Genomic DNA, 21930 nt, shown 5'->3' with positions numbered 1-21930 from the left:
AGTGCCTAGGGTAAAAGAAATTGAAAATGGGTTTGGATAAAGGTTTCGGCCTGGGCCAAAGTGTCTGGGGTACCAATGTCGAGGAAAGGTGCCGTCACCCCATGCACCTTCAGGCGGGCCTTTTGGGCCAGTAAGTGGGGAAAAACATCGTACTCAAAGCTGAGGGGCCGTTGGGCCGGAAATTGGGCCACTAGCCGGGGCCGCAGAAGGTAAACGCCCGCATTAATTAGGCCCTGGCCGGCCCGTTTTTCCGCAAACTGGGTCAGGAAACCCTGGTCATCCGTGGCTAGGGAACCGTAACGGGAGGCATCGGGCACGGAAACTCCCAAAATTACCCCATCAACCCTTTCATCTTGGAGATAACGGGCCAGGGCCGTATAGTCCGTGACCACCAGAGAATCGCCATTGAGCACTAACCAGGCCAGGGGGGTTAGGGGATGGGGGCCAAGGGCCTGAATAAAACCACCGGCGGTTCCGAGGGGTTCAGGTTCGGCCACACAGGTAACGCTTAAAGTGTCAGGAAAATCCGTGGGATGCTGGGCCTGCTCGGCAATATAGGCGGCAATGACCTCGGCCCGATAACCCGTGGAGAGAATAACATTCTGGAGCTGTTGGTGCTGGAGATAAGCCAAGATCCAGCCGAGAAAGGGTCGTCCCGCAACGGGAGCCATGGGTTTGGGCAAATGGGGCAGGACGGCTTGCAGACGAGTCCCTAATCCACCGGACAGAACAACGGCAGTAATCTGGTCAAGATCCGGCGGCATAGCATAAGACTCCTAAAATCCGTAAGTTAGTCTATCACGCCCTTGGGAGCAGTCTGGTGAAAAAAGTTTGCGCTCGCGGGAGGCGGTCTGGCAATCCCATACAATGAAAGGGAGCAATCCCTTCACCCACTGGTTTAACGCGTTATGCCTCCTCGCTGGCCCCGTCAACCCGACCGTAATGACCCTGCTTTTCGACGCCTGGATGACCGGATGAACTTTGCGGTTCACGTTGCGGTCTTCCTCGCGAGTAATTCGGGGCTATGGTTTTTCCACAACCTCAACCAAGCCACTTGGCCCTGGCTCTTGCCCTTGTCAGGCATCTGGTTCGGCCTGCTCCTGCTCCACCTGCTCTACATTGCTGTCCTCGCAGATTATTCAGTGAAATCCAATGGCTAAATCTCCTTCTACACCGGCCATCGAGGCCCTGGCGGCCGAAATTGGCGAAAATATCTACATTGATGTGGCCAAATGGCATCTATACCTGGCCGAGGCCCATCTCCATACGCCCTTAGCGGAGCAAGTCTATCCCCTCCTACTCGAAGACCGATTAAACCAGGGGGAACTCGAAAAAATTCTGGGCGGCCTGACCGTGACCTTAGGAGAAGGCAAACGTCAATTACCTCTCCTCGAACTGATTCCAGCTTCTGGGGTCGCTCGACTCCTCACCTTACTGACGGATTACCAAGACAACCTTTAGCCCTTTTTGAGTAAGGCCTGGGTGGTGGGGTCGTAGATTCGCAGGTAATTCCAATAATTGCTAAAGACGGCCTCGACGTAGCCCTTGGTTTCTGGAAAGGGAATACTTTCGATAAAGACGTCGATATCCTCTCTGGGTAATTCCTTGAGCCATTTGGCAACGTTACCCGGCCCGGCGTTATAGCTGGCAATGGCTAGGGCCGAATTATTGCCGTAGGTGTCATGGGTGTGATCTAAGTACCACGTCCCCAGCTTGATATTGTCCTTGGGATTGGTTAGGGAATAGGTTTTAAGCTTGATTTTGGGCGCAATCCACTTAGCGGTATCGGGCATGACCTGCATGAGGCCCGTGGCTCCCACCGGAGAGCGAATTTCCTTCTCAAAGCGGGATTCTTGACGGATTAAGGCCCCGACCAGCAGGGGATTCAACTTCCGTTTGGCAGACCATTCAAAAATGAGACCCTGGTAGGGTAGAGGAAACAGGGCCTGCCAATATTCGGGTTGTTGCCGCAGGGCCTGCCAGTCTTTTCTTTCAGCGGGCGTATCGGCAGCCTCCCGCAGGCTCAGAATTTGATTAATGCCCTTGAGGTATTGACGTTGGGTTAATTGCAACAAGCCGAAGGTAAAGGCCTCCGCCATAGTTGGTTCATCGGTATTTTGTTCATGTTGCCGACGACTAACCTCCGCTTCAAAAACCATCCGAGCGGCTTCATCCTGTCCCAGGCGATAAAGTTCCTTAAATAGACTGGAGCCCGCAGGCGGTAAAGGACGAACATTCGGTAAAACGGCCGTCGGTTGTAGGGAGCGCACGCTTTGGAAATCCCCCACAGGCCAACCCAATAAAGCAGCCGAACGCCAAGCGTAGTAGGAATAGGGATAGCGGGCCAGGACATTCTTAAAGGCGGCCTGGGCATCATTAGGACGATTTGATTGTTGGGCCCATTTGCCAATCCAAAAAATAGCCTTGGGGGCCAAGCTACTCTCTGGGTTTTGTTGGGCGATTTGTTGGGCCCACTGCCATGCTTCCTGGATCTTGCCCGTTTTCGCGAAGTGACTGGCTATTTGCCACCGGAGTTCAGCGGCAGCATCAGAAGAAGAATAGCGTTGGAGCAGGGCCTGGCGGGCCTGGGCGGCGTGGATCGGGTCGGATTTAGCAAGGAGTTCTGCTTCATCTAATAAGGCCTGGGGCGCTTCCTTGGGAAACTGGTTTTGGAGTTGCCGTAGGTACGTAATGGCCTCGGGGGGATCACTCAACTGGGCCAGACGCTGGAGGGCCTGGGCAGTTTCCTTGGCCTGGGGGAAGGTTTGAATCAGTTTTTGATAGCCGGCGATGGCCTCCGCCTTCTGATCCTGTAATTGCTGGGAGCGGGCTAAACGGTAAAGGGTCTGGGGGGTTGCTACGGCCTGTTGATAAGCCGGAATGGCCTTGGCGTACTGGCCCTGGCGCCAAAAACTATCCCCAACGGCTTGCCAATCCTCTGGGGTCAATTGTTTAGCCTGCTGTTGGAGTAGCTGATCCCGAACCCCCGTCGTTGCCGCATGGGCCGGTGCGATCTGGAGGATTTGGCGCATCAAATCCAGGGACTGCGGTTGGTGTTGCAATTGCTGGTGCAAAACCACTGCCAATCGGGGATCATTAGGAAAACGAGTCAGGGCCGCTTGCCAATACTGGTGGTCGGCCTTTCCCAGGAGCGTCATGGCTGTTAAGGCCACGGGGGAATCGGGATATTTTTCAACAATTTCTTGCCAGCTTTCCTGGGCCTTGATCGTTTCATTGGAAAGTTCGTAACCCCGTCCCCGCTTGAGCAAAATATAGGGAGCCATCACCGGATAATCCAGTTCTAAATCAGTTAACCACTGTACCGCTGGCCCACCTTCGTAGCGCTCTAGTAGGTCTACAGCCAAGAGGTAACGGGCCCGACTCCGTTCTAAAGAAGGCTCTGGTTGAGCGGCAATGGCCTGAAGTTTAGCTGCTCGTTTTTGTGGGGGAAGCTTAACTAACTGTAGAACGGTAGAAGCTTGGTGTTGTTCCTGTTCGTAGGCCTCGATTTGCTCCGCCTGTTGCCACTGTTCTAATTGCTCGACGCCCTTGGGTAAAGCCAAGATCAATCCCCCCAGGGTGAGACAGCAAATTCCTGCAATCCAGACCCAGCGCTGAGGAGGAAAGCTAGAGAGCCGGGGCTCCGGTTCTGGTGGAGGCAAGGGTTGGGTCGCCGCTGAGCGCCTGGGGGCAGGGTTTCGTTCTGAGTTCGGGTTCAGACTATCATCCTGGGTCATGGGGTCTGGGTTTTTAGCAGATTGCAGTCCCTGGAAATATTGGCGGAGTGATTTAATCATGCGCTCTCTCGAAGCCCGGTTTTTCTATTATGGCGGTGCGGGGATCACTTTTGTGGGCGACAAAAACACTAACAGACCCCTCTCCGGAGAAAGGGGCCTATTCTAAAACGTCTGCACAAAATCTTGGGTCTTAGCGACGGCGGGAGCGCTGTCTTCTACGGGTCGCTTCCTTGCGCTTGCGTTTTTCCTGGGGGGTTTCAAAAAATTGATGCTTCTTGAAATCTGTGTAGATGCCAGCTTTGGCAACCTGACGCTTAAAGCGTCGTAACGCGGATTCGATAGGTTCATTTTGACCGACAACAACTTGAGTCATTCCTGAATTTTTAAACCTCCTCTATAGGGTATGACGGGATACAGATGATGAATCAATGGCACTGAGGTCTATTTACCCCTAGCCTATCCATCCTACTTTATTTTGGCGTTTCAATCTCGCTGGTGGGAAAATTGGTAGGCCCCCAGACCGGCCAGGGCCAGGGCTGTCCCCGCCAAGACGGGTATCGCGTACCAAGGAAACTGACTGAGGGGCAGATAGGCCGCCGCCCGCAGGCCAATGCTGGTATAGGTTAAGGGCAGGAGATAAACGATCGGTTTTAGTAACGGGGGTAGGGTGGCAGGGTCGAAGAAAGTAGCCCCTAGAAAAGACATCGGAACAATCACAAAGTTGTTGTACAGGCCAACGGTTTCCAGGGATTTGACCCGCAGGCCCACGAGAACGCCCAAGCCGGCAAAAACCGCACAATTCAAGAGCAACAGCAGAAGAAACAGGGGATTCAGAAAGCTTAGAACCCGGCCGGTAAAGAGAACGGCGATCAGAATAATCGAGGTGGCGGTCATAATCCCCCGCAGAACTCCTGCACTGACTTTACCGAGGTACAGGGCCAGGGGGTGGACGGGTAACAGGAGTAATTCCTCAAAGGTTTTAGAAAATAGCCGGTCACCACAGATGGAAAAAGTGGTTCCCCCGAAACTAATGGTCATAGAGGACAGGGCCACCATCCCCGGCAAAATAAATTCCAGGTAACTATTACCTGCCGCTGGTTTCATCGATTGGTCAAGGGCACTCCCCAGGCCGAGGCCAAAGGCAAAGATATAGATCAAGGGAGAAATCAGGCCCGAAGCCGCAATCTGTACCAGTCTTACCCGGAGGTCAAGCCACTCTCCCCAAAACACCGTCAGGGCATCCCGGAGGATATTAGGCTGAAGATTGGGACGAGCAGGCATAGGCTAACACAAAATCTGGGCGGAAGGTCGCCCCCCATTATATTTCCCTAGGGCTCTCCCGATTGACGGGAAGATTCCTCTGTCCGAAAAATCAGCATTTCCTGGCCGACCACGGGACTCCGGGCCAACAACTGGCCTTTCGGCCCGAGGATCGTTAACTTGCGGAAAGACAACTTTTGCGTTTTTTGCCACACTTGCTTGACCCAGGTTGCTTGCCGCTGGGGCGATAATTCATCCCAGGCTGGCCCTAAGGTCAGGGTCAGGTGGCTGGTGTCAAAATTGGGTTGAATCAAAACAACTAAGCTCGGAGAATAGGACTGGGTAAGGTCAAACAGCTCCTGACGAATGATTCCCAGCAAACTTTGTTCTGGGGTCAGGGCCGCCTCTTCTGGGGGCGCTAATTCCACCACTTCCGGTTCAGCCGGAGCCTCTAGAACTGGAGGATTGTCTGGTTCCGACTGAATGGGGGCAGGACTAGGGAGGATCAACTCTGAAGCGGGCGAGCGGGGTTCCAAGTCCGTTGGTGTCCTAGAAGCTGGCCCAACATCCGATACTGGTCGAGAAAGGAAAAGTACAGATGCTAACAACCCTGAAACGATCAAGACCACCAGTATCGCAGTTAAACCCCAATCAGAAATCTGGCCACGGATAGGGGCAGGGAGTAACCGCCGAATTGTGCCAAGAACGGATTGCCAACCCCTCTGCCAACGATTAAAGCTGGGTAAAAAGTGATCTAGACCTTGGAGTTCCTCGGGGCCAAATTCCTCTGGCTCCGCCGGGGGGGGGAGGGCCTGGGAAGAGTCGAGCATCTGCTGACTGGTGCTCAGTAGGGTCGTCACAAGCTCTGGGGGCCAATCCGGAGGGAGAGACGCTGTCTGGTCTTGTTCTAGCCGAGTTACAATTTTGTTGAGGGCTTGAATCGTTTCTGATAATTGATTCGTGAGTTGTAACCTAGACAGTTTTCCTTCTTCTGGCATAGTGGTTGCGTTGCGACACCTAGGGTTATCCTAGCAAAGTTTGTCTGTTCCTTCGGAATCTTTCTAAGACCGCCAAGGCCTTAGGAGACAAGCTAGAATAAATTGCAGGTAAAAAATTTTTTAACAGTCACTATTTATCTAACGCCAATGCCCCAAGGCTTTAAAATTAATTGTCTTCTATCAATTCCGTCTTGTTTTCGAGGCTTATAGCCAACTGATTATCAAAAGTCCAGAAAATCGAAGGGTTTTCTAAAACATTTCTTAATCAATTCATAGGAAAAAGTTAATCCTTAGGTTCTAGGTTAATAAATTAGTTTGTTAAGAACAGTTTGCGTTTTAATTTTCAGTTTTAATTATCTACCACTATAGTAAAAGCCCTTTTATGCCCCTGGTGTCTCTTTCTAACCAAATTCATTATCCCGAACGTAGTCATTTTGAACGGGCCCTCAAGCGTCTTGAGCAAGACGTCCTCCGCATGGGGGCCTTGGTGGAAGAATCCTTTCGTCTCAGTCATCAGACACTGTTTGAACAGCAGCTAGACTACGCTCCCCGCATTAAAAACCTGGATAAACAGATTGATACCTACTATCGGCAAATTGAGCACGAATGCTCGACTCTATTGACCCTACAGTCTCCTGTGGCCCAAGACTTGCGAGTATTGAGTGCGTTTATGCAACTGGTGCGGGATTTAGAGCGTATCGGTGATTATGCCAAGGATTTGGCAGAAATTTCGATGAAGTTAATGGCCTACCCCCCCCCTTCCTGTCTACCTCAGGTGGCGGTCATGTCTCGCCATGCCCAAAATATGTTGGCCATTAGCTTAGTGGCTCTCACGGAATTAGATGCCCAGGCTGGCCCTCGGGTTAAGCATCTGGATGATACCGTTGATCAATGCTATGAAATTCTCTATTACACCCTGGCCCATCAGCAGGATATTAAGGGAGTGGTGGAACCCATTATTTTACTGGCTCTGGTGATTCGCCATCTGGAAAGAATGGCTGACCATGCCACCAACATTGCCCAGCGGGTATCCTACATCGTTACCGGCAAACGCAACTAGACCGCCCTGTCCTCCTCTTGCGAAAGGGAGGTACCGCAGGCGGATGGGTATTACGCAATACCGAAAAAAGAAAAGAGAGCCGCAGAATTCCTTCCCAGCTCTCTTTTTGAGGTTTGAGGTCTCGTGCTACAGGGCGTTAGAACCCGCAACCACTTCCAGCAGTTCTTGGGTAATCGCTGCTTGACGGGCCTTGTTATAGGACAGGGTTAGTGTCCCAATTAGTTGTCCCGCATTATCACTGGCATTACTCATAGCCGTCATCCGGGCCGCCAATTCACTGGCCGCCGATTCTTGGAGGGCTCGTAGTAGTTGATTTGTGTTATAGAGTGGCAACAGGGCATCCAGGATTTGAACCGGGTCTTGCTCAAAAATCATATCTTGCGGAAAACTACTGACTTCCGCCGCTACTTTTTCCCGCTCGACTTGGAACTTACCGCCCCGAGTAATGACGCGGAAAATCTCATCATCCTTAACCTCTAGGCCCTGAGTAGTTAGGGGAAACAGGGTCTGGACGACGGGCTTAGAACTAATCAAGGAAACAAAGCGGGTGTAGATCAATTCCACCCGGTCAACGGCCGCCGACAAGAAGAGAGCTACCAGGGAGTCAGCGATTTCTGCCGCCTCCGCCGCGGTAGGAATTTGGTTTAAGTTAATGTAGGAAGCGGCAATTTTGGCCTTGCGACGCTCAAAGTACTGGGTCGCTTTACGGCCCACCAGCACAAACTGCACTTCAATCCCCTGGGCTGTTAATTCCTTGGCCCGTTGTTCTGCCCGGCGGATAACGTTGGTATTGTAGCCACCGCACAGGCCCCGGTCTCCCGTGATCACCAGGAGAGCAACGGCCTTGACCTCCCGCTCTTCAAAGAGGGGCAGGCTGGCATCGGCAAAGGCCAGACGGTTTTGCAAATTGTAGAGGACTTGGGCCAGGGCATCAGCAAAAGGCCGGGTGGCAATCACTTGTTCCTGGGCTCGACGCACTTTGGCCGCCGCCACCAAGCGCATGGCTTCCGTAATTTTTTTTGTATTTTTAACCGATTGAATCCGGTCTCGAATCGCTTTTAAGTTAGGCATAGGATATTACACCAAAATTTAATCTGTAGGGAGGTTCCTTAATCACCACCGAGCTTGAGAAGCCAAGGGTGATTAAGAAACAACGAGAACCGTCCCACGTTAGCCCGCAAAGGCCTGGGTAAACTCTTTAATGCCTTCCTTGAGTAAGGCTTCTGCCTCATCGGTTAAGGCTTTGCCCGTGGTAATGATTTCCACGTACTTGGGTTTATTGGTTTTCAGGTATTCCCGCAGACCAGCGGCAAATTCTGTGACTTTTTCCACGGCAATGGTGTCGATATAGCCATTCAAGCCCGCGTAGGTAACGGCCACCTGTTCCCACACCGACAGGGGAGAATTCTGGGGCTGTTTCAGCAGTTGACGTAGACGTTGGCCCCGAGCCAGTTGGGCCTGGGTCGTGGCATCCAGGTCAGAGGCAAATTGGGAGAAGGCCTCTAGCTCGGCAAACTGGGCCAGTTCCAGCTTCAATTTACCCGCAACCTTTTTCATGGCTTTGGTTTGAGCAGCAGAGCCGACTCGGCTTACGGAAATCCCGGCGTTGATCGCAGGCCGGAAGCCAGCGTTAAAGAGGTCGGTGGTTAAAAAGATTTGGCCATCGGTGATAGAAATCACGTTGGTGGGAATGTAGGCAGAAACGTCACCGGCCTGGGTTTCAATGACCGGCAGAGCCGTCATACTACCACCGCCGAGGGCATCACTCAGTTTGGCGGCCCGCTCTAGCAAGCGGGAGTGGATGTAGAAAACATCCCCAGGATAGGCTTCCCGTCCGGGGGGGCGACGGAGCAGGAGAGACATTTGACGATAGGCCTGGGCCTGTTTGGACAGGTCATCGTAAATTACCAAGGTGCTCTTGCCTTGATACATGAAATATTCAGCCAAAGTCGCACCGGTGTAGGGGGCCAGGTACTGTAGCGTGGCAGGGGCGTTGGCGTTGGCGGCCACGACAATGGTGTAGTCCATGGCGCCTTTTTCCGTTAGGGTATCAATGACCTGGGCAACGGTGGAGGCTTTTTGACCGATGGCGACATAGACACAAACGACATCTTCCGATTTCTGATTGATGATGGTGTCGATGGCAATGGCGGTTTTCCCGGTTTTTCGGTCACCAATGATCAACTCGCGTTGACCCCGACCAACGGGAATCATGGCATCAATGGCGGTAATCCCCGTTTGCATCGGTTCACAAACCGATTTCCGGGAGACAATCCCCGGTGCGGGGGATTCGATCAGGCGGGTGTCGCTGGTGTTGATGGGGCCTTTCCCATCAATGGGACGGGCTAGAGCATCGACAACGCGGCCGATCATGGCTTCCCCAACAGGGATCTGAGCAATTCGTCCTGTGGCTTTAACAGTGCTTCCTTCTTGGATGCCAAAGCCATCCCCCATGAGTACCGCACCCACGTTATCTTCTTCAAGGTTGAGGGCAATACCAATGGTGCCGTCTTCAAATTCCAATAATTCCTGGGACATTACCTGCTCTAACCCATAGATACGAGCAGTGCCGTCTCCCACTTGGAGAACCGTTCCTACGTTAGAAACTTGGACACTTTGATCGTAGGACTCGATCTGTTGGCGAATAATGCTACTGATTTCGTCAGGTCTGATGCTTACCATGGTCAATTATTTCCGTTGGAGTGAGTGAAAATTTAAAGCGTCGCCAGGCGACAGGGAAAAACTTAAATTGCACCGCCTAGACTCAGGCTGATACGACGGAGTTGGCCCTTCAAACTGGAGTCGAAGACTTGGGAGCCGACTTTGATGATCACGCCCCCCAAAATATCGGGGTCAATAGTCGTTTGTATCTCAACGTCACTGGCCCCGGTCAGTTGTTTAACTTTATCGATCACTGTCTGGCGCTGACTATCGGTGAGTTTCAAGACTGAAACGACTTCAGCCAAAACGGTATTGGTGAGCTTGCGGAGCAATACTTGATACTGTTGGCAGATAGCTCGCAGGAAAATAATCCGCCGTTTATCTACCAGCAAAAGCATGAAATTGAGGAGGTAGGGATTAACTTGACCCCCTAAAATTCGGCGTAGAATTGCTTTTTTATCGTCGTCTTTAACGACAGGATTAGATAATACGACCTCTAAATCAGGAGATTCATCCAGCAAAGCAAGTAAATCCCGAATGCTATCACCAAAAACGGTCGTTAAGTGCTGATTTTGCGCCAAAGCCATAAGCGCTTGGGCGTAGGGTTCAGCAATTTCGCTACTATATAATGCGCCTTTCATTAATGGCCTCCTAACTGGGCAACACTGCGTTCAATTAAGCGGTCTTGCTCACTGTTGCTGAGGCGTCCCCGGAGACTAGACTCTGCCCGTTCCACCGCCAACACTGCAATTCGACGCTTTAATTCGGCCATAACTCGGTCTTGTTCTGCACCCAGATCCTTGTCCGCCGTTTCCCGTAAGCGCTGTACGTCTTGCTCCGCCTGGGCCGCAATTTCTACCTTAGTAGCCTCGGCCCTTTGGTCAGCGACTTGGCGGATACGAATCGCCTCAGCCTGGGCCTGAGCCAGCTTCTGTTGCTCTTCCGTTAGCAGGGCCGCCGCTTTACGCTGACGCTCCTCCGCCTCTTGAATCACTTCGGCAATTTTCGTCCGTCGCTCGCTTAGGATTTTGCCTAGGGTTTTCGGTGCATAGTAAACAACAATTCCTAACAAGATTGCTAGGTTAAAAAGATTGGTCTCTAAAAAATCTAGATTGAGACCAAATCCCCCTTCTGCCGCCGAATGAGCCTCGGTTGCTAGAATTAACAAGGTATTCAGCATAATTGATAACTCAACCTATAAAAGCGTTACTTGATCAACTCAGGCCCCAAAAGCTTGCTCAGAATTTGATGGCTCAACGCGTCTACTTCCCGTTCTAAAGAACTCAGGGCCGACTGACGTTGGGTTTCAATCTCTTGAGCTGCCGCCTCTTTCTGGTGTTGAGCCTCCTGCTGAGCTACAGCAATTTTCTCTGCCGCTAGTCGTTTGGCTTCAACCTGGGCATTGGCGATCACTTCCTGGGATTGCCGACGAGCATCGGTGATTTGTTGCTCATACTGCTGGGTTAGCTCATTGGCCTTGGCGAGGCGCTCCCGAGCATCTTCTTCTTTTTGGCGAATGTAGTCTGCTCGCTCATCGAGAACCTTATTTAAAGGCTTATAGAAGATTGCATTCAAAACGAAGGCCAAGACAATGAATTGCAATGCCATGAAGGGCAGAGTGGCATCAAAATCAAACATTTTTTTACAAATTCATTTCAGGGGTTTGCAGTCGTTCACCCCCCTGTGGGCCTCAACTGAAGCCGGGGGGAAGAGACGTGAATGCTCACGCCTCTCGTAGTACTAGACCCTACGCAAAGGGGTTGGCAAACAGAAGAACCAGGGCGATCACCAGACCGTAAATGGTCAGGGATTCCATGAACGCCAAGGTCAGGAGCAGGGTTCCCCGAATTTTTCCTTCTGCTTCGGGCTGACGAGCAATCCCAGAAACGGCTTGACCGGAGGCGTTACCTTGACCAATACCAGGGCCAATGGCACCCAGGCCAACAGCGAGGGCAGCAGCAATGACGGAAGCAGCAGCAACAGTAGGATTCATGATGATTCTTTCCTTTTGACTAACAAAGACAACGTTCAAATGGACGGATAAAAAGGAGCGCGTTCCCGGCCAAAATAACAAGAGATTTTGGCTTTCCTTCGGCGACTTCCCAGGATTTGCATAGGTCAAGCCAGTTCGGATCGCCAGAACTGAAAGGGTCAGGCCCGTCTCCGGGCAATTGCTTTCACCAGGTTTTCCGACTTAATCTTTACCCATGCTCTTCGTGTTCACCTTCCGACTCAATCGCCTCATGGATATAGGCTCCAGCCAGGGTGGCAAACACTAAAGCTTGGATGGCACTGGTAAATAATCCTAGGGCCATCAGGGGCAGGGGCACAAATAAAGGCACGAGAAGTACCAGTACAGCAACCACCAACTCATCTGCCAAGATGTTGCCGAAAAGACGGAAGCTGAGGGAAAGAGGCTTGGTGAAATCTTCTAAAATCTTAATCGGTAAGAGGACGGGAATGGGTTGCACATAGTTGGCAAAATAGCCCAATCCTTTCTTACTTAACCCAGCATAAAAATATGCCAAAGAAGTTAGTAAGGCCAGAGCCACAGTGGTGTTGATATCGTTGGTCGGTGCCGCTAATTCTGCTCCCGCAGGAATATGAATTAGCTTCCAGGGCAAGAGAGCCCCAGACCAGTTCGATACAAAAATGAAGAGAAACAGGGTTCCAATAAAAGGTAACCAAGGACGATACTCTTTTTCTCCTAACTGGTTTCTCGCCAATTCGCGCAGGAATTCTAGCACATATTCCATTAAGTTTTGGATACCGCTGGGAACTCGTTGAGCGCTTCGCGTCGCCGCAAGGGAGGCGATTACCAAGAGTAGGATAACAAACCAAGAGGTCGCAAAGGTCTGCCCGTGTAATTTAAGATTCCCAATTTCCCAATACCACTGCCGACCCACTTCTAGGGCGGCAAAAGGAAACAAATTTACGACGCTCAAACCAGCTAACATTGTTATTCGGTTAGATTTACTCAGTTAGGACAAGGGAATTTTAGTCATGAACTAAACCCTTCCTGAACCTCTCATGGTCTACTTTGTCGTCGGCGTGAAAACGCTTTGGAGCATGTAGATGATGATGGCGGTTTTATAGGTTAGAAATCCCAGGAAAATAGGCAGTATTTGAAGACTTTCTCGCTGAGTTGCGATGATGATTAAGCCGGCAAACAGCGCTAATCCCTTCATGCCTGCTCTTCCTGATTGGACGCCTATCCGTTCAACATCTCTGGCCAATAGCTTAAGGTAGATAAGACCACCACCAGCACCGAGTAAGTAATTCAGCGCGATTGCTAGGCCATAGGCCCACCAGACACAGCCAAAAATAACGATGCTGGCCCCCAGAGTCCAGAGTAATAAACGTTGCTGAAGCTCGTAAAACTCTCGCATGCCGTTATCGACGCTGGTCTCAACGACAGTGGCACCGAGAGGGGCCTCTGCCAGAGCGAGAGGGTCAGAGGGGGAAATAGGCGGAGTCACGCTTTTCGCTATTACGCAGACACAGAGAAACTGTGCTTAGGAATTGGCTCGGCCGAAAGGCCTCGACGCCCTAAGCCAGAAGCAATCATATCACGGCGTTGTAACACAATTTTTATTTTTTGTGGGGCCTTGGTCGGGATGATGTCTAGGGTTAAGAGGCGTGAAACACCTCAGCCTGGCAATGCGAGGAAGCGAGCCGAGGCCATTCGTCGGTAAGCTAGTGTTCAGTCGTTTGACTTATTCCAAGCTGTCGAAGTAGTCTCGAATCCGGTCACGACGGCGAGGATGGCGTAGTTTTTGCAGAGCCTTGGCTTCAATTTGGCGCACGCGCTCCCGTGAAAGCTGGAGAATACGGCCAATATCGGATAGAGAATAGGCGGTGCCATCCTGGAAACCATAGCGCAAGGTAATGACTTCCTGCTCCCGAGGAGTTAAATCCGCCAAAATTTCCTCTAAGTCCCGTCGCAAGGATTCGTGGATGAGGTTGTCTTCCGGAGACGGGTCTTCCGCCTCAATTAAATCTAGGAGCTCAGTATCTTTATCTTGACCAATTTTTAGCTCTAGGGAAACGGCGCGCGGCACTCGGGTCAATACTTCTCGGATTTGGCTGGGGGTCATCTCTAGGGCATAGGCCACTTCATCGAGGGTGGCGGTGCGGCCCTTATCTTGGGAAATCTTGCGCTGGGCTCGCTTGATGCGATTCAGTTTTTCGGTGATGTGAACGGGTAGACGAATCATCCGGCCCTGGGTGGCAATGGCTCGGGTAATGCCCTGGCGAATCCACCAGTAGGAATAGGTACTGAAGCGATAGCCCTTGGTCGGGTCAAATTTTTCCACTGCCCGCTCTAGGCCGAGGGTTCCCTCTTGGATCAGATCCAGCAGTTCTAGGCCGCGATTCTGATATTTTTTGGCCACGGAAACCACTAGCCGCAAATTGGCCTTGATCATTTGCGCCTTGGCCCGAATACCTTGTTTTTGTAAGGTTTCAAGGGTAGTAATGGGCACGTTAGCCAGGTCAGCCCAGGCCTGCTTCCCCAACACCAGTACTTCTTTTAATTCATCCACCTCCAGACCGGCTTCCTTGGCCCAGCGTTCAAAGGAGGGACGATGCCCAAAACGGGAAAGGAGGGCATCGTGGTAATAAATTACTTGCACAAAACGCTGGAGGGCCGGATTTTGCTGGGCCAGGGCCTGCTCCCGAAGTTTCAGTAAGTCTAGATAGCGCTGAATTTGCTGGGCCAGGGCTACTTCTTCTTCCCGCTTGAGCAGGGGAATCCGGCCAATATCCTGGAGATAGAGCCTCACTAGATCCGTACTGGCTTTCTGCCGACTAATCATTTCCGTATAGGCCAGGTCGGGAAGTTGCAGACTCAAAAATTCTGCGTCTTCGGGAGAAAGCCCCTCTGCTTCCCTAACCGTATCTGGTAGAGCAGAAAAACCATCGTCAGCAAAGTTGAGGTCAAAGGGGTCGAGCATGGTGGCGTTCTCCCACGGATTGAGTCACCGCTAATAATAGTTCTAGATTATCTGGGGCATTATCTTTAGTATTCCCAGTCGGGCCAACTAAAATCACCATCGCGTTGAGCTAGGTTGATAGCTGGATGCTCGGCGATGAAAGTACTCCATCTCGGGAATATCGAAAAACTAACGGTCACGATGGTCTCTACGCAGATTCTAGCAAAATCCGCTAGGCTCCTACCCAGAACAACCGACGGGACTTCATCAATACCAAGCGATGGTTCTACCGAATTTAGAATCTTTCCGTCGGATGGCAATCGTCACAAACCCCATGGATCGTGATCTCGTAGCCCTCGACCCGTCGGCCTGATTGTAGGGATTGCAGGTTCAAGTCCTGGAGTTGAGCCCAGGGAATATCCTGGATCTCACCACAACAACGACAACGGAAATGGTGGTGGGGTTGGATGTTGGCATCGTAGCGACTCACCCCCGACTCCAGTAGGACTTCTCGGATCAAACCTGCTTTTTGCAGGGCCTGGAGGGAACTATAGACCGTCGCCTGGGAAGATTGGGGGCCATTTTGGTTCAGGTCGAGCAAAATCTGCTCAGCGGTAGGATGATCGGCTCGTGCCAGGAGATTGGCATAGACGGAAAAGCGCTGGGGAGTTACCCGCAGACCTTTTGTCTTGAGGGTTTGAATAATTTCTGCCGTCATCAATGCCATGGTGACACCTCCCCTAACTGAACAATGGCAACCTAGGCGCCATCGAGTCTCGATAAATTGGTCTTTTATTATGCCTTAACTTTTTTATCCTAGCATTGGCCTTAAGTCTCTCTTAAGCTTTATAGATTATTTTAAATGGATAATTCAAATACTTGACTTATTTCTAACTCAGAATTATTCTGATTAACAGGTGGGGCAACTCACGCCTACCCCCCCTCAAGTATTCTTGACCCTGCATTTAACTGAAGAGGTAACTATGACTCCCGAACGCCTACCCAGTGTGGTTTTCAAGACTCGTGTCCGCGACGAATCCGTCCCTGGCCCCAACCCCTACCGTTGGGAAGACAAAACCACGGAGCAAATTTTCGGTGGTAAGAAAGTGGTGGTCTTCTCCCTACCCGGTGCCTTCACCCCCACCTGTTCCTCTAATCACCTGCCCCGCTACGAAGAACTCTACGATGAATTCAAGGCCCTAGGGGTTGATCAAATTATCTGTGTCTCTGTGAACGATGCCTTTGTCATGTTCAAATGGGGCAAAGAAATTGGGGCCAAAAATGTCTTCCTACTCCCCGACGGTAACGGTGAATTTACCCGCAAAATGGGGATGCTGGTGGACAAAGCTAACCTCGGCTTTGGCATGCGTTCCTGGCGCTACTCCATGCTAGTCAACGATGGTGTGATCGAAAAAATGTTTGTTGAACCTGACTTCGCTGACAACTGTCCCACCGACCCCTTTGAAGTATCTGATGCCGACACGATGCTGGCTTACCTCAAAGGAACAGACGCCACCGGCGTTTGTGCTCCTCGCAAAGAATTTGTTGGCTAATTTTCTTTAGGAAGTTTCTCGAAATCTCCCTAATCAGTAATCTGGCCCCCTCCACTCCTTGCTATCGGAGTAGGGGGTTAGACTGTTCCTACTTCGTATTTTCCTAGGAGACTGCCACCATGAAACTCTCTAGCAAAAATCTCCACACCCGCCTAGACCAAGTTTATGATGCCATTGTGGTGGGCGGCGGCATGGGGGGGCTTTCTGCAGCTATCTATCTAGCTCGCTATGGCCTATCCTGTTTGGTCATTGAGAAAGGTAAAGGCCGGTCTCTCTGGATGCAGGATCTGCGCAATTACGTTGGTCTAGACCCTGATACCCCGGGGCGAGATATTTTAAACCATGCCACCAAACAAGCTCTTGATTGGGGGGCAGACTACCTACGGGGTTTTGTAGAGGAGGTGGTGGATGAAGGAGAGACCTTTGCGGTTAAGGTCAAGGTGGGTAAAACCGATAGCATCTATCCCGTTTTTCACGGTAAATACGTGATTGCGGCCTCCGGGATTATGGATCATCTGCCCCAGCTAGAAAATATGCAGAATGTCTATGATTACGCAGGTTATACTCTCCACGTTTGTATGATCTGCGATGGCTTTGACATGTGGGATCAAAAGGCGGTCTTGATCGCCGGTACAGAAGGTCAAATTAACGCCGCCTTTGTTCTAAATTGGTTTACCCCCTACATTTCGGTACTGACCCATGGCCTCTGCTCTGTTGGTGATGCCATGAGGGCCAAATTAGCTGAGCATGGCTATCCCCTCTACGAACAACCGATTGTGGAATTTTTGGGGGAAAATCACCACCTCCAGGGGATCAAATTGGCCGATGGACAAGTGGTGGAAGCCACAACCGGCCTAATCAACATGGGCTCTATTTACCATAACCATTACCTCAAAGGCATTCCCAATCTGGAGTGGGACGGGGAAAATTTAGTCACCAATGACATGGCCCAGACCAGCCACCCGCGTCTATTTGCCCTGGGAGACCTCAAGAAAGGCCTTAATCAAGTCTCTGTCGCTGTTGCCGACGGCACCCTAGCCGCTACTCAGATCTGGCGTAATATCCGTCGGGCCAGTGCCCCCCGTAAATGGGAAGAAAATTTGGCTAAACTAGCTTAGCAAGTCCTGTCTGGCCCTATCGAGACTTCCTACTATCTATGACTCTCCCCCCTGCTGATACCCCCCTCTACAATCATCCCTTGCCGCAGATTGAGCGCTGGTTAACGGCCCTCGGTGGCGAAAAAGATACCCAAGCCCCCCACTGTTGGCATATTCAATTTCCCCAATGGACGGCGGAATTGTGCCTCGACATTGAAGAAGTGACGGTGCGCTATTTTCCTCGGAATTCAGAACGGGAAATTGCCCGTAGTTTTAAGTATTCCTTGAGCCGAGAAGATATTGAAGCAGCAGTCCTCGCCGGCCCCTAGGGAGATGGACAGAGGACGGGTCTGGTTAATTGGTGGTACCCAGGAAAGTGCCATTCTAGCTAAGGCTCTGGCGGCGGCGGCGATTCCCTGCTTGGTGACGGTCACGACGCCAGCGGCGCAACGGCTTTATGCCCCTAGCCCCTATCTCGCCATTCAAGTCCAAATCCTCCAGCCAGAGCATTTACCCCAATTTTTAGCTCAGCATCAGATCCGGGCCATTGTCGATGCTTCCCATCCCTTTGCCGCACAAGTGTCCCAACTAGCCATGGCAGGGGCGCTCCAATACCAACTCCCCTATCTCCGTTACGAACGGCCGACTGTACCGGCAACCGCTGGTGTCACAACCCTGGCTAGTCTGACCGAACTCCTCCAAGGCTCCTATCTCCAGGGCCAGCGGGTGTTATTGACCCTCGGGGCCAAGGCCCTGCCCCACTTCCTCCCGTGGCAACCACGGGCTGCACTCTTTGCTCGTATTCTGCCCACACCAACGGCTCTGGCCCTGGCGACCCAAGGCGGCTTTCAGGCTGGACAGTTGATGGCCCTGCGTCCCCCCATTAGTGCGGCCCTAGAGCAGGCCCTCTGGCAACAATGGCAGATTACCCTTGTCGTCACTAAGGCCTCAGGCCAGGCAGGGGGAGAAGCGGTTAAGGCTCAGGTGGCCCAGGCCCTAAAGATTCCCCTCATCCGGATTGCCCGTCCGAGTTTAGCCTACCCTCAACAGACCGATGAGGTGGAAGTGGTTTTGGCCTTTTGTCGGCAATTAGGGTTGGAGGGCCGTTCGGATGTCCCGCAGGGCCTCCCAGGCTAGGGAAAAATCGGGGGCACCGATGGCCACCACCAAGGAGATGTCTCCCGCGGTCATCGGCCCAAAACGATGATGGATCACAATGCTCTGGAGGGTGGGCCATTGCTGACGCAATTGTCGCGCCAGGTTAGCCAGGGTTTCCAATTCCCAGGCTGGACTTGCGGATAGTTCTGTGGCCTGGGGAACGGTTAAGGCCCAGAGGGCGACAGCTTGGCCGGGATGTTTGGCTACTTTTTGATAGCCATGCTCTACCGTCAGACTGGCCTGCCCGACCCAAAAATGATCCGGAGATAGACTGGGGGCATTGGCCTCTTCCAAAGCATGGTGATGCCAGGCCTGATAAAAAGTGGTGTAGGGTAAGGCCTGGGCACAATGCCAGAGGAGTTCCCAGTCAGCCGGTTGGCGGTGGTCACTGCCTTGAGTACACCAATCCCGTAGCTGGGTCACCACAAAGGTCAGCATTTTTTGGGGAAGAATGGTGGTTAGGCTTTCAGCAATCTCTAGACGCAGGGACGGGTCCGTTTGACGACGCAGGAGATTGAGGAGGAGATGGGCCACTTCTCGATTGCCTTGGCCGACCTTAGTCAGGCTTTGAATAATAGCCCGCAGGGTTTCCCGTTCCGGTTGTCGTTCAACACTCCGCACCAGGGCCGCGATTACCGCAGGGTTTTGCTGGCCAATTTGGCCTAAACTCTGGGCAGCCAAGCGTTTAATATCCTGATTACTACTCTGGTTGAGAAGATTGATCAGGGCCATCATAGCTGTTAGGTTGCCGGGATCGATCAGTCCTAGGTTGGTAGCGGCTTGGCGCTGGATAAATTCATCACTATTTTTACGCAGGAGCTTTAGCAGGACGTTGATGGCACTGGGATTACCGGGATCCAGTTGGCCTAGAATTTCTGCACTATCCTGGTGGGTCTGGGGGTCGAGGGGATTTTCCAGTAAATGGACTAGCGTATGGAGGAGTAGAGGATTGCCGGGATCGATCTTGGCTAGGGCATCGACGCCTTCCTTCAATAGCCATTCCGATTCTTCCGAAGTCGGTTGGTCCAGGATATCCCGCAGAAGATTTTCCAGGGCCGCAATGGCGGTCGGATGACCATTGCCAATTTTGGCCAAGCTACTCATGGCCAACCAACGCAGAAAAATATCACTGTCCTGGAGTAGGGCCGCCAGATCATTAATCACCGCGGCCGAGGGGAGGGCGATTTCCCCGAGGCTATAGATACCCTGTTTACGAGTATCGAGGCTCTCCTGGGGCAGGAGTAAACGCCGGAGTAGAGACAGGGCCGTGGGATTACCGGGGTCAATTTTTTCTAGGCTTTCAGCCACCTGACAGCGGAAGGGGCCCTCGGGATAGGTACGGAGGCGTTGGGTCAAACTGGCAATGGCCAGGTCATCGTGGCGGGCAATGTGTTCTAAACAGACTAATAACTGGCGATGTTGTACGGGAGACAGGTCAAGGGAAAGGGCCTCCAGAACAGCGGCAATGGCCGAGCGGTTGCCCTTGGCGATTTTACCCAGGGCCTGGAGGGCCAAGTAGTAACCATCGTGGTTAGGGTCTTGCAGTTCTTGAATCAGAGTTTGCAGGGCCAATTCATCCCCTGGATGGATCTGGCCGAGGGTTTCGGCTAAATTAAAGCGCTGAGTCTTCTGATCTACCTGACGGAGTTGCGCCTGGAGGGTTGTCATGGCCGCCTCATCACCCGGCCCCCACTGGGCAAGATAGGAACAAATTGGTGCAATCCCATTGGCCCCTGCTTCTGGGAGCGTTAAGCGCTTCAACAGTAGAGCAATCAGATGGGAGCGGTCGGTGTTGGGCAGACAGTCCGCTGTGAGCTTCTGCCACTGGAGTGGGCTATCGGTCTGGCCCTGGCTAGCTTGCCAGAGTTGCTCTAGGATGGCGTCGGCCTGGGGGAAGTCGGGATAATCTTGCAGAAGACTGGCGGCCAAGAGAAAGGCCCGTTTGCCGTAGAAATTTTCGGGACTGCAATGGTCATCAAAGACCAGTAAAGTTTCAAGAAAGTCATTCTTCGCTTGGGCAGCTACGTCGGTGCGACCCATCCAGAAATGCATCACCGCTTGCCATTGGGGGTCGAAGAGCCGATAGGACTGGGTAGCGGGCTCTAGAAAGAACTGCCAGTTATCGATCACAAGGGCTGTAAAGTAATCCCGAAAGGAGCGATCAAAAAAGCCATATCCCCGTTCCCAGGCCCCTTCCCGCACCAGGCCGCGGGGAATCAGCCACCCGAGTTGCAGGGCCAAGCGTAGGAGGGGAGAATTTTTGCCGAAAACCGCTTCCATATCTGCCTGGGAGAGGGACTGGTCCTTGGGTCGGTCTTCCAACAGTACCCGTTTACCTAATTCGCCAAAGGCCTGGGCTAGGCTCTGGCGTTGTTCTCCATTGGTAGAGACTAATTCCGCTTTCCACTGATAAAAGGCTTCACTTAGCTCTCGATAGAGGGCCGTCCGATTGGCGGGAAAGACCGGGGGGCGAGTCTGCCAAAAGCGGCAACAGAGAAGCAAACGGATGGGGGAAGTCAGGCACTGCCGTAGATGTTCTCGCTGGCCCTGGGCTAAAACCTGGCGTAGGGATTGGGCTAAATCTTGATGCTCAGGGGGAGCAGGGGAGTCTCTTTCCTGGGGGGCCAAACAATCCTCAATGGCCAGCTCCACCTCTTCGGGATAAGCTAGGGGACTCGTTTGGTAACGCTCAAACCCCACCAGGCCCTTGGGGTCACTTTGACGGGTTTCGGGCCGGCAAGTGAGCACTAGATGAAGACGAAACCAATCCTGGAGGGAACTCATCAGGCTCGAAAGCGGCCCTTGGTGCGTTGGTGTATCGAGGTCAGCGTAACTGTAATCAAAACCATCGGCGAGAATCCACAGCCGTCCACTCTGGAGTTGTTCGGTAAAACTGAGTCGCCACAGCGGCAGACTAAGGACGTGGCCCTGGGCCGCCTGCTCTAGCCAGGGGCCCATCAAGTAATCCCGTAACGAAAGTTGCTTGAGTTGGGCCGGGCTGATCCAGATGGGCAGGCTCTGGCCCTCGCTTTCCTGGAGAAGACAATGGGCAAAATATTGTAAAAAAAGTGTTTTTCCCGTCCCCGCTTCTCCCAAAATTGCCAAGCGTTTCCCCTTGGATTTAGCCAGGCCCTGGGCAATGAGATGGTGCAAAAAAGCCTGGGGCCCATACTTGGGCGAGGCAGCCTGAGCAGACGTCCTGCGGAGCACAGGAGTAATCCGGAGGGTTTTGGGAACCACCTTGGACAACACCTGTTTACTGTGGGGTTGGGTATTGACCGAATTACGGGGTAAGAACCGTTCCAGCATTGACTGGCAAACCGCTGACCAATCAATCTGGGCCTCTGGCTGTTGAAGTTGCCCTGTCTCCGAGACCATAGTAGCTGTGAAGGATGGGGATAAGCTGGGGAGGAGTCGCCCACGAACGCGATAATGGCTAGACTAATTCCCCAGGCTCCACTGTATCAAACTT

At 52.3% G+C, this 21930-nt stretch carries 23 protein-coding genes; 7 read left to right on the top strand and 16 right to left on the bottom strand.

Going from position 1 to position 21930, the window contains the following annotated elements; genetic code table 11:
• Positions 1–5: 5 nt before the first annotated feature.
• Positions 6–764 carry a nucleotidyltransferase family protein gene (locus ABXS88_RS13385; RefSeq protein ID WP_353672542.1) on the bottom strand — a complete coding sequence of 253 codons (759 nt, stop codon included), beginning with the start codon at positions 762–764 and terminating at the stop codon, positions 6–8.
• A 144-nt stretch (positions 765–908) separates the two neighbouring features.
• On the opposite strand from ABXS88_RS13385, the gene ABXS88_RS13380 reads away from it, so the two are divergent.
• On the top strand, positions 909–1160 hold the full coding sequence (locus ABXS88_RS13380; protein WP_353672541.1) for a hypothetical protein: 252 nt from the start codon (positions 909–911) through the stop codon (positions 1158–1160).
• Positions 1153–1461, top strand: a complete 309-nt coding sequence (locus ABXS88_RS13375; RefSeq protein WP_353672540.1) for a DUF3181 family protein — start codon at positions 1153–1155, stop codon at positions 1459–1461. Before ABXS88_RS13380 ends, ABXS88_RS13375 begins: the two co-directional genes overlap by 8 nt.
• Here ABXS88_RS13375 and ABXS88_RS13370 read toward each other — a convergent pair.
• The 4 genes from ABXS88_RS13370 to ABXS88_RS13355 all read right to left on the bottom strand — a co-directional run bounded on the left by ABXS88_RS13370 (position 1458) and on the right by ABXS88_RS13355 (position 5995).
• Entirely contained in the window at positions 1458–3797 is a 2340-nt protein-coding gene (locus ABXS88_RS13370; protein WP_353672539.1) for a transglycosylase SLT domain-containing protein, read from the bottom strand. The two genes, ABXS88_RS13375 and ABXS88_RS13370, sit on opposite strands and share 4 nt — an antisense overlap.
• Positions 3798–3927: 130 nt before the next feature.
• Entirely contained in the window at positions 3928–4110 is a 183-nt protein-coding gene (rpsU, locus tag ABXS88_RS13365) for a 30S ribosomal protein S21 (RefSeq protein ID WP_353672538.1), read from the bottom strand.
• A gap of 110 nt (positions 4111–4220) precedes the next feature.
• Positions 4221–5018, bottom strand: a complete 798-nt coding sequence (locus ABXS88_RS13360; protein ID WP_353672537.1) for an ABC transporter permease — start codon at positions 5016–5018, stop codon at positions 4221–4223.
• 47 nt (positions 5019–5065) lie between these two features.
• Positions 5066–5995 (bottom strand): hypothetical protein, encoded by a 930-nt coding sequence (locus ABXS88_RS13355; RefSeq protein ID WP_353672536.1) that lies wholly within the window; start codon positions 5993–5995, stop codon positions 5066–5068.
• A gap of 382 nt (positions 5996–6377) precedes the next feature.
• Here ABXS88_RS13355 and phoU point away from each other — a divergent pair, with 382 nt between their 5' ends.
• Positions 6378–7055, top strand: coding sequence for a phosphate signaling complex protein PhoU (gene phoU, locus ABXS88_RS13350; RefSeq protein ID WP_353672535.1), 678 nt, complete (start codon positions 6378–6380; stop codon positions 7053–7055).
• Between the two features lie 126 nt (positions 7056–7181).
• Here the strand turns inward: phoU and ABXS88_RS13345 are convergent, their stop codons facing one another.
• The 10 genes from ABXS88_RS13345 to ABXS88_RS13300 all read right to left on the bottom strand — a co-directional run bounded on the left by ABXS88_RS13345 (position 7182) and on the right by ABXS88_RS13300 (position 15377).
• Complete coding sequence (locus ABXS88_RS13345) at positions 7182–8126, bottom strand: F0F1 ATP synthase subunit gamma (protein WP_353672534.1); 945 nt, start codon at positions 8124–8126, stop codon at positions 7182–7184.
• Positions 8127–8225: 99 nt separating this feature from the next.
• A complete protein-coding gene (atpA, locus tag ABXS88_RS13340) occupies positions 8226–9737 on the bottom strand; it encodes a F0F1 ATP synthase subunit alpha (RefSeq protein WP_353672533.1) in 1512 nt (503 codons plus the stop codon).
• 62 nt (positions 9738–9799) lie between these two features.
• Positions 9800–10357, bottom strand: a complete 558-nt coding sequence (atpH, locus tag ABXS88_RS13335) for an ATP synthase F1 subunit delta (RefSeq protein WP_353672532.1) — start codon at positions 10355–10357, stop codon at positions 9800–9802.
• Positions 10357–10896, bottom strand: coding sequence for a F0F1 ATP synthase subunit B (locus ABXS88_RS13330; RefSeq protein ID WP_353672531.1), 540 nt, complete (start codon positions 10894–10896; stop codon positions 10357–10359). Before ABXS88_RS13330 ends, atpH begins: the two co-directional genes overlap by 1 nt.
• A gap of 26 nt (positions 10897–10922) precedes the next feature.
• Positions 10923–11354 carry a F0F1 ATP synthase subunit B' gene (locus tag ABXS88_RS13325; protein WP_353672530.1) on the bottom strand — a complete coding sequence of 144 codons (432 nt, stop codon included), beginning with the start codon at positions 11352–11354 and terminating at the stop codon, positions 10923–10925.
• Between the two features lie 109 nt (positions 11355–11463).
• Positions 11464–11709, bottom strand: coding sequence for an ATP synthase F0 subunit C (gene atpE, locus ABXS88_RS13320; protein WP_353672529.1), 246 nt, complete (start codon positions 11707–11709; stop codon positions 11464–11466).
• A gap of 208 nt (positions 11710–11917) precedes the next feature.
• On the bottom strand, positions 11918–12673 hold the full coding sequence (atpB, locus tag ABXS88_RS13315; RefSeq protein ID WP_353672528.1) for a F0F1 ATP synthase subunit A: 756 nt from the start codon (positions 12671–12673) through the stop codon (positions 11918–11920).
• A gap of 78 nt (positions 12674–12751) precedes the next feature.
• Positions 12752–13195 carry an ATP synthase subunit I gene (locus ABXS88_RS13310; protein ID WP_353672527.1) on the bottom strand — a complete coding sequence of 148 codons (444 nt, stop codon included), beginning with the start codon at positions 13193–13195 and terminating at the stop codon, positions 12752–12754.
• A gap of 237 nt (positions 13196–13432) precedes the next feature.
• Positions 13433–14671 (bottom strand): RNA polymerase sigma factor SigC, encoded by a 1239-nt coding sequence (sigC, locus tag ABXS88_RS13305; RefSeq protein ID WP_353672526.1) that lies wholly within the window; start codon positions 14669–14671, stop codon positions 13433–13435.
• Between the two features lie 274 nt (positions 14672–14945).
• Positions 14946–15377, bottom strand: coding sequence for a Fur family transcriptional regulator (locus ABXS88_RS13300; RefSeq protein ID WP_353672525.1), 432 nt, complete (start codon positions 15375–15377; stop codon positions 14946–14948).
• Between the two features lie 256 nt (positions 15378–15633).
• Between ABXS88_RS13300 and ABXS88_RS13295 the strand changes: the two genes are divergently transcribed.
• The 4 genes from ABXS88_RS13295 to ABXS88_RS13280 all read left to right on the top strand — a co-directional run bounded on the left by ABXS88_RS13295 (position 15634) and on the right by ABXS88_RS13280 (position 18437).
• Positions 15634–16203, top strand: coding sequence for a peroxiredoxin (locus ABXS88_RS13295; RefSeq protein WP_353672524.1), 570 nt, complete (start codon positions 15634–15636; stop codon positions 16201–16203).
• Between the two features lie 119 nt (positions 16204–16322).
• A complete protein-coding gene (locus ABXS88_RS13290; protein ID WP_353672523.1) occupies positions 16323–17321 on the top strand; it encodes an NAD(P)/FAD-dependent oxidoreductase in 999 nt (332 codons plus the stop codon).
• A gap of 38 nt (positions 17322–17359) precedes the next feature.
• Complete coding sequence (locus ABXS88_RS13285; RefSeq protein ID WP_353672522.1) at positions 17360–17629, top strand: DUF3143 domain-containing protein; 270 nt, start codon at positions 17360–17362, stop codon at positions 17627–17629.
• Between the two features lie 4 nt (positions 17630–17633).
• On the top strand, positions 17634–18437 hold the full coding sequence (locus ABXS88_RS13280; RefSeq protein WP_353672521.1) for a cobalt-precorrin-6A reductase: 804 nt from the start codon (positions 17634–17636) through the stop codon (positions 18435–18437).
• On the opposite strand, the gene ABXS88_RS13275 is transcribed toward ABXS88_RS13280, so the two are convergent.
• Positions 18390–21836, bottom strand: a complete 3447-nt coding sequence (locus ABXS88_RS13275; RefSeq protein ID WP_353672520.1) for a HEAT repeat domain-containing protein — start codon at positions 21834–21836, stop codon at positions 18390–18392. The two genes, ABXS88_RS13280 and ABXS88_RS13275, sit on opposite strands and share 48 nt — an antisense overlap.
• Positions 21837–21930 lie beyond the last annotated feature (94 nt).

The organism is Synechocystis sp. LKSZ1 (genome assembly GCF_040436315.1).
Lineage (GTDB): Bacteria > Cyanobacteriota > Cyanobacteriia > Cyanobacteriales > Microcystaceae > Synechocystis.
Note: the sequence above shows the minus strand (reverse complement) of the source record. Positions and strands in the feature narration are given on the sequence as shown.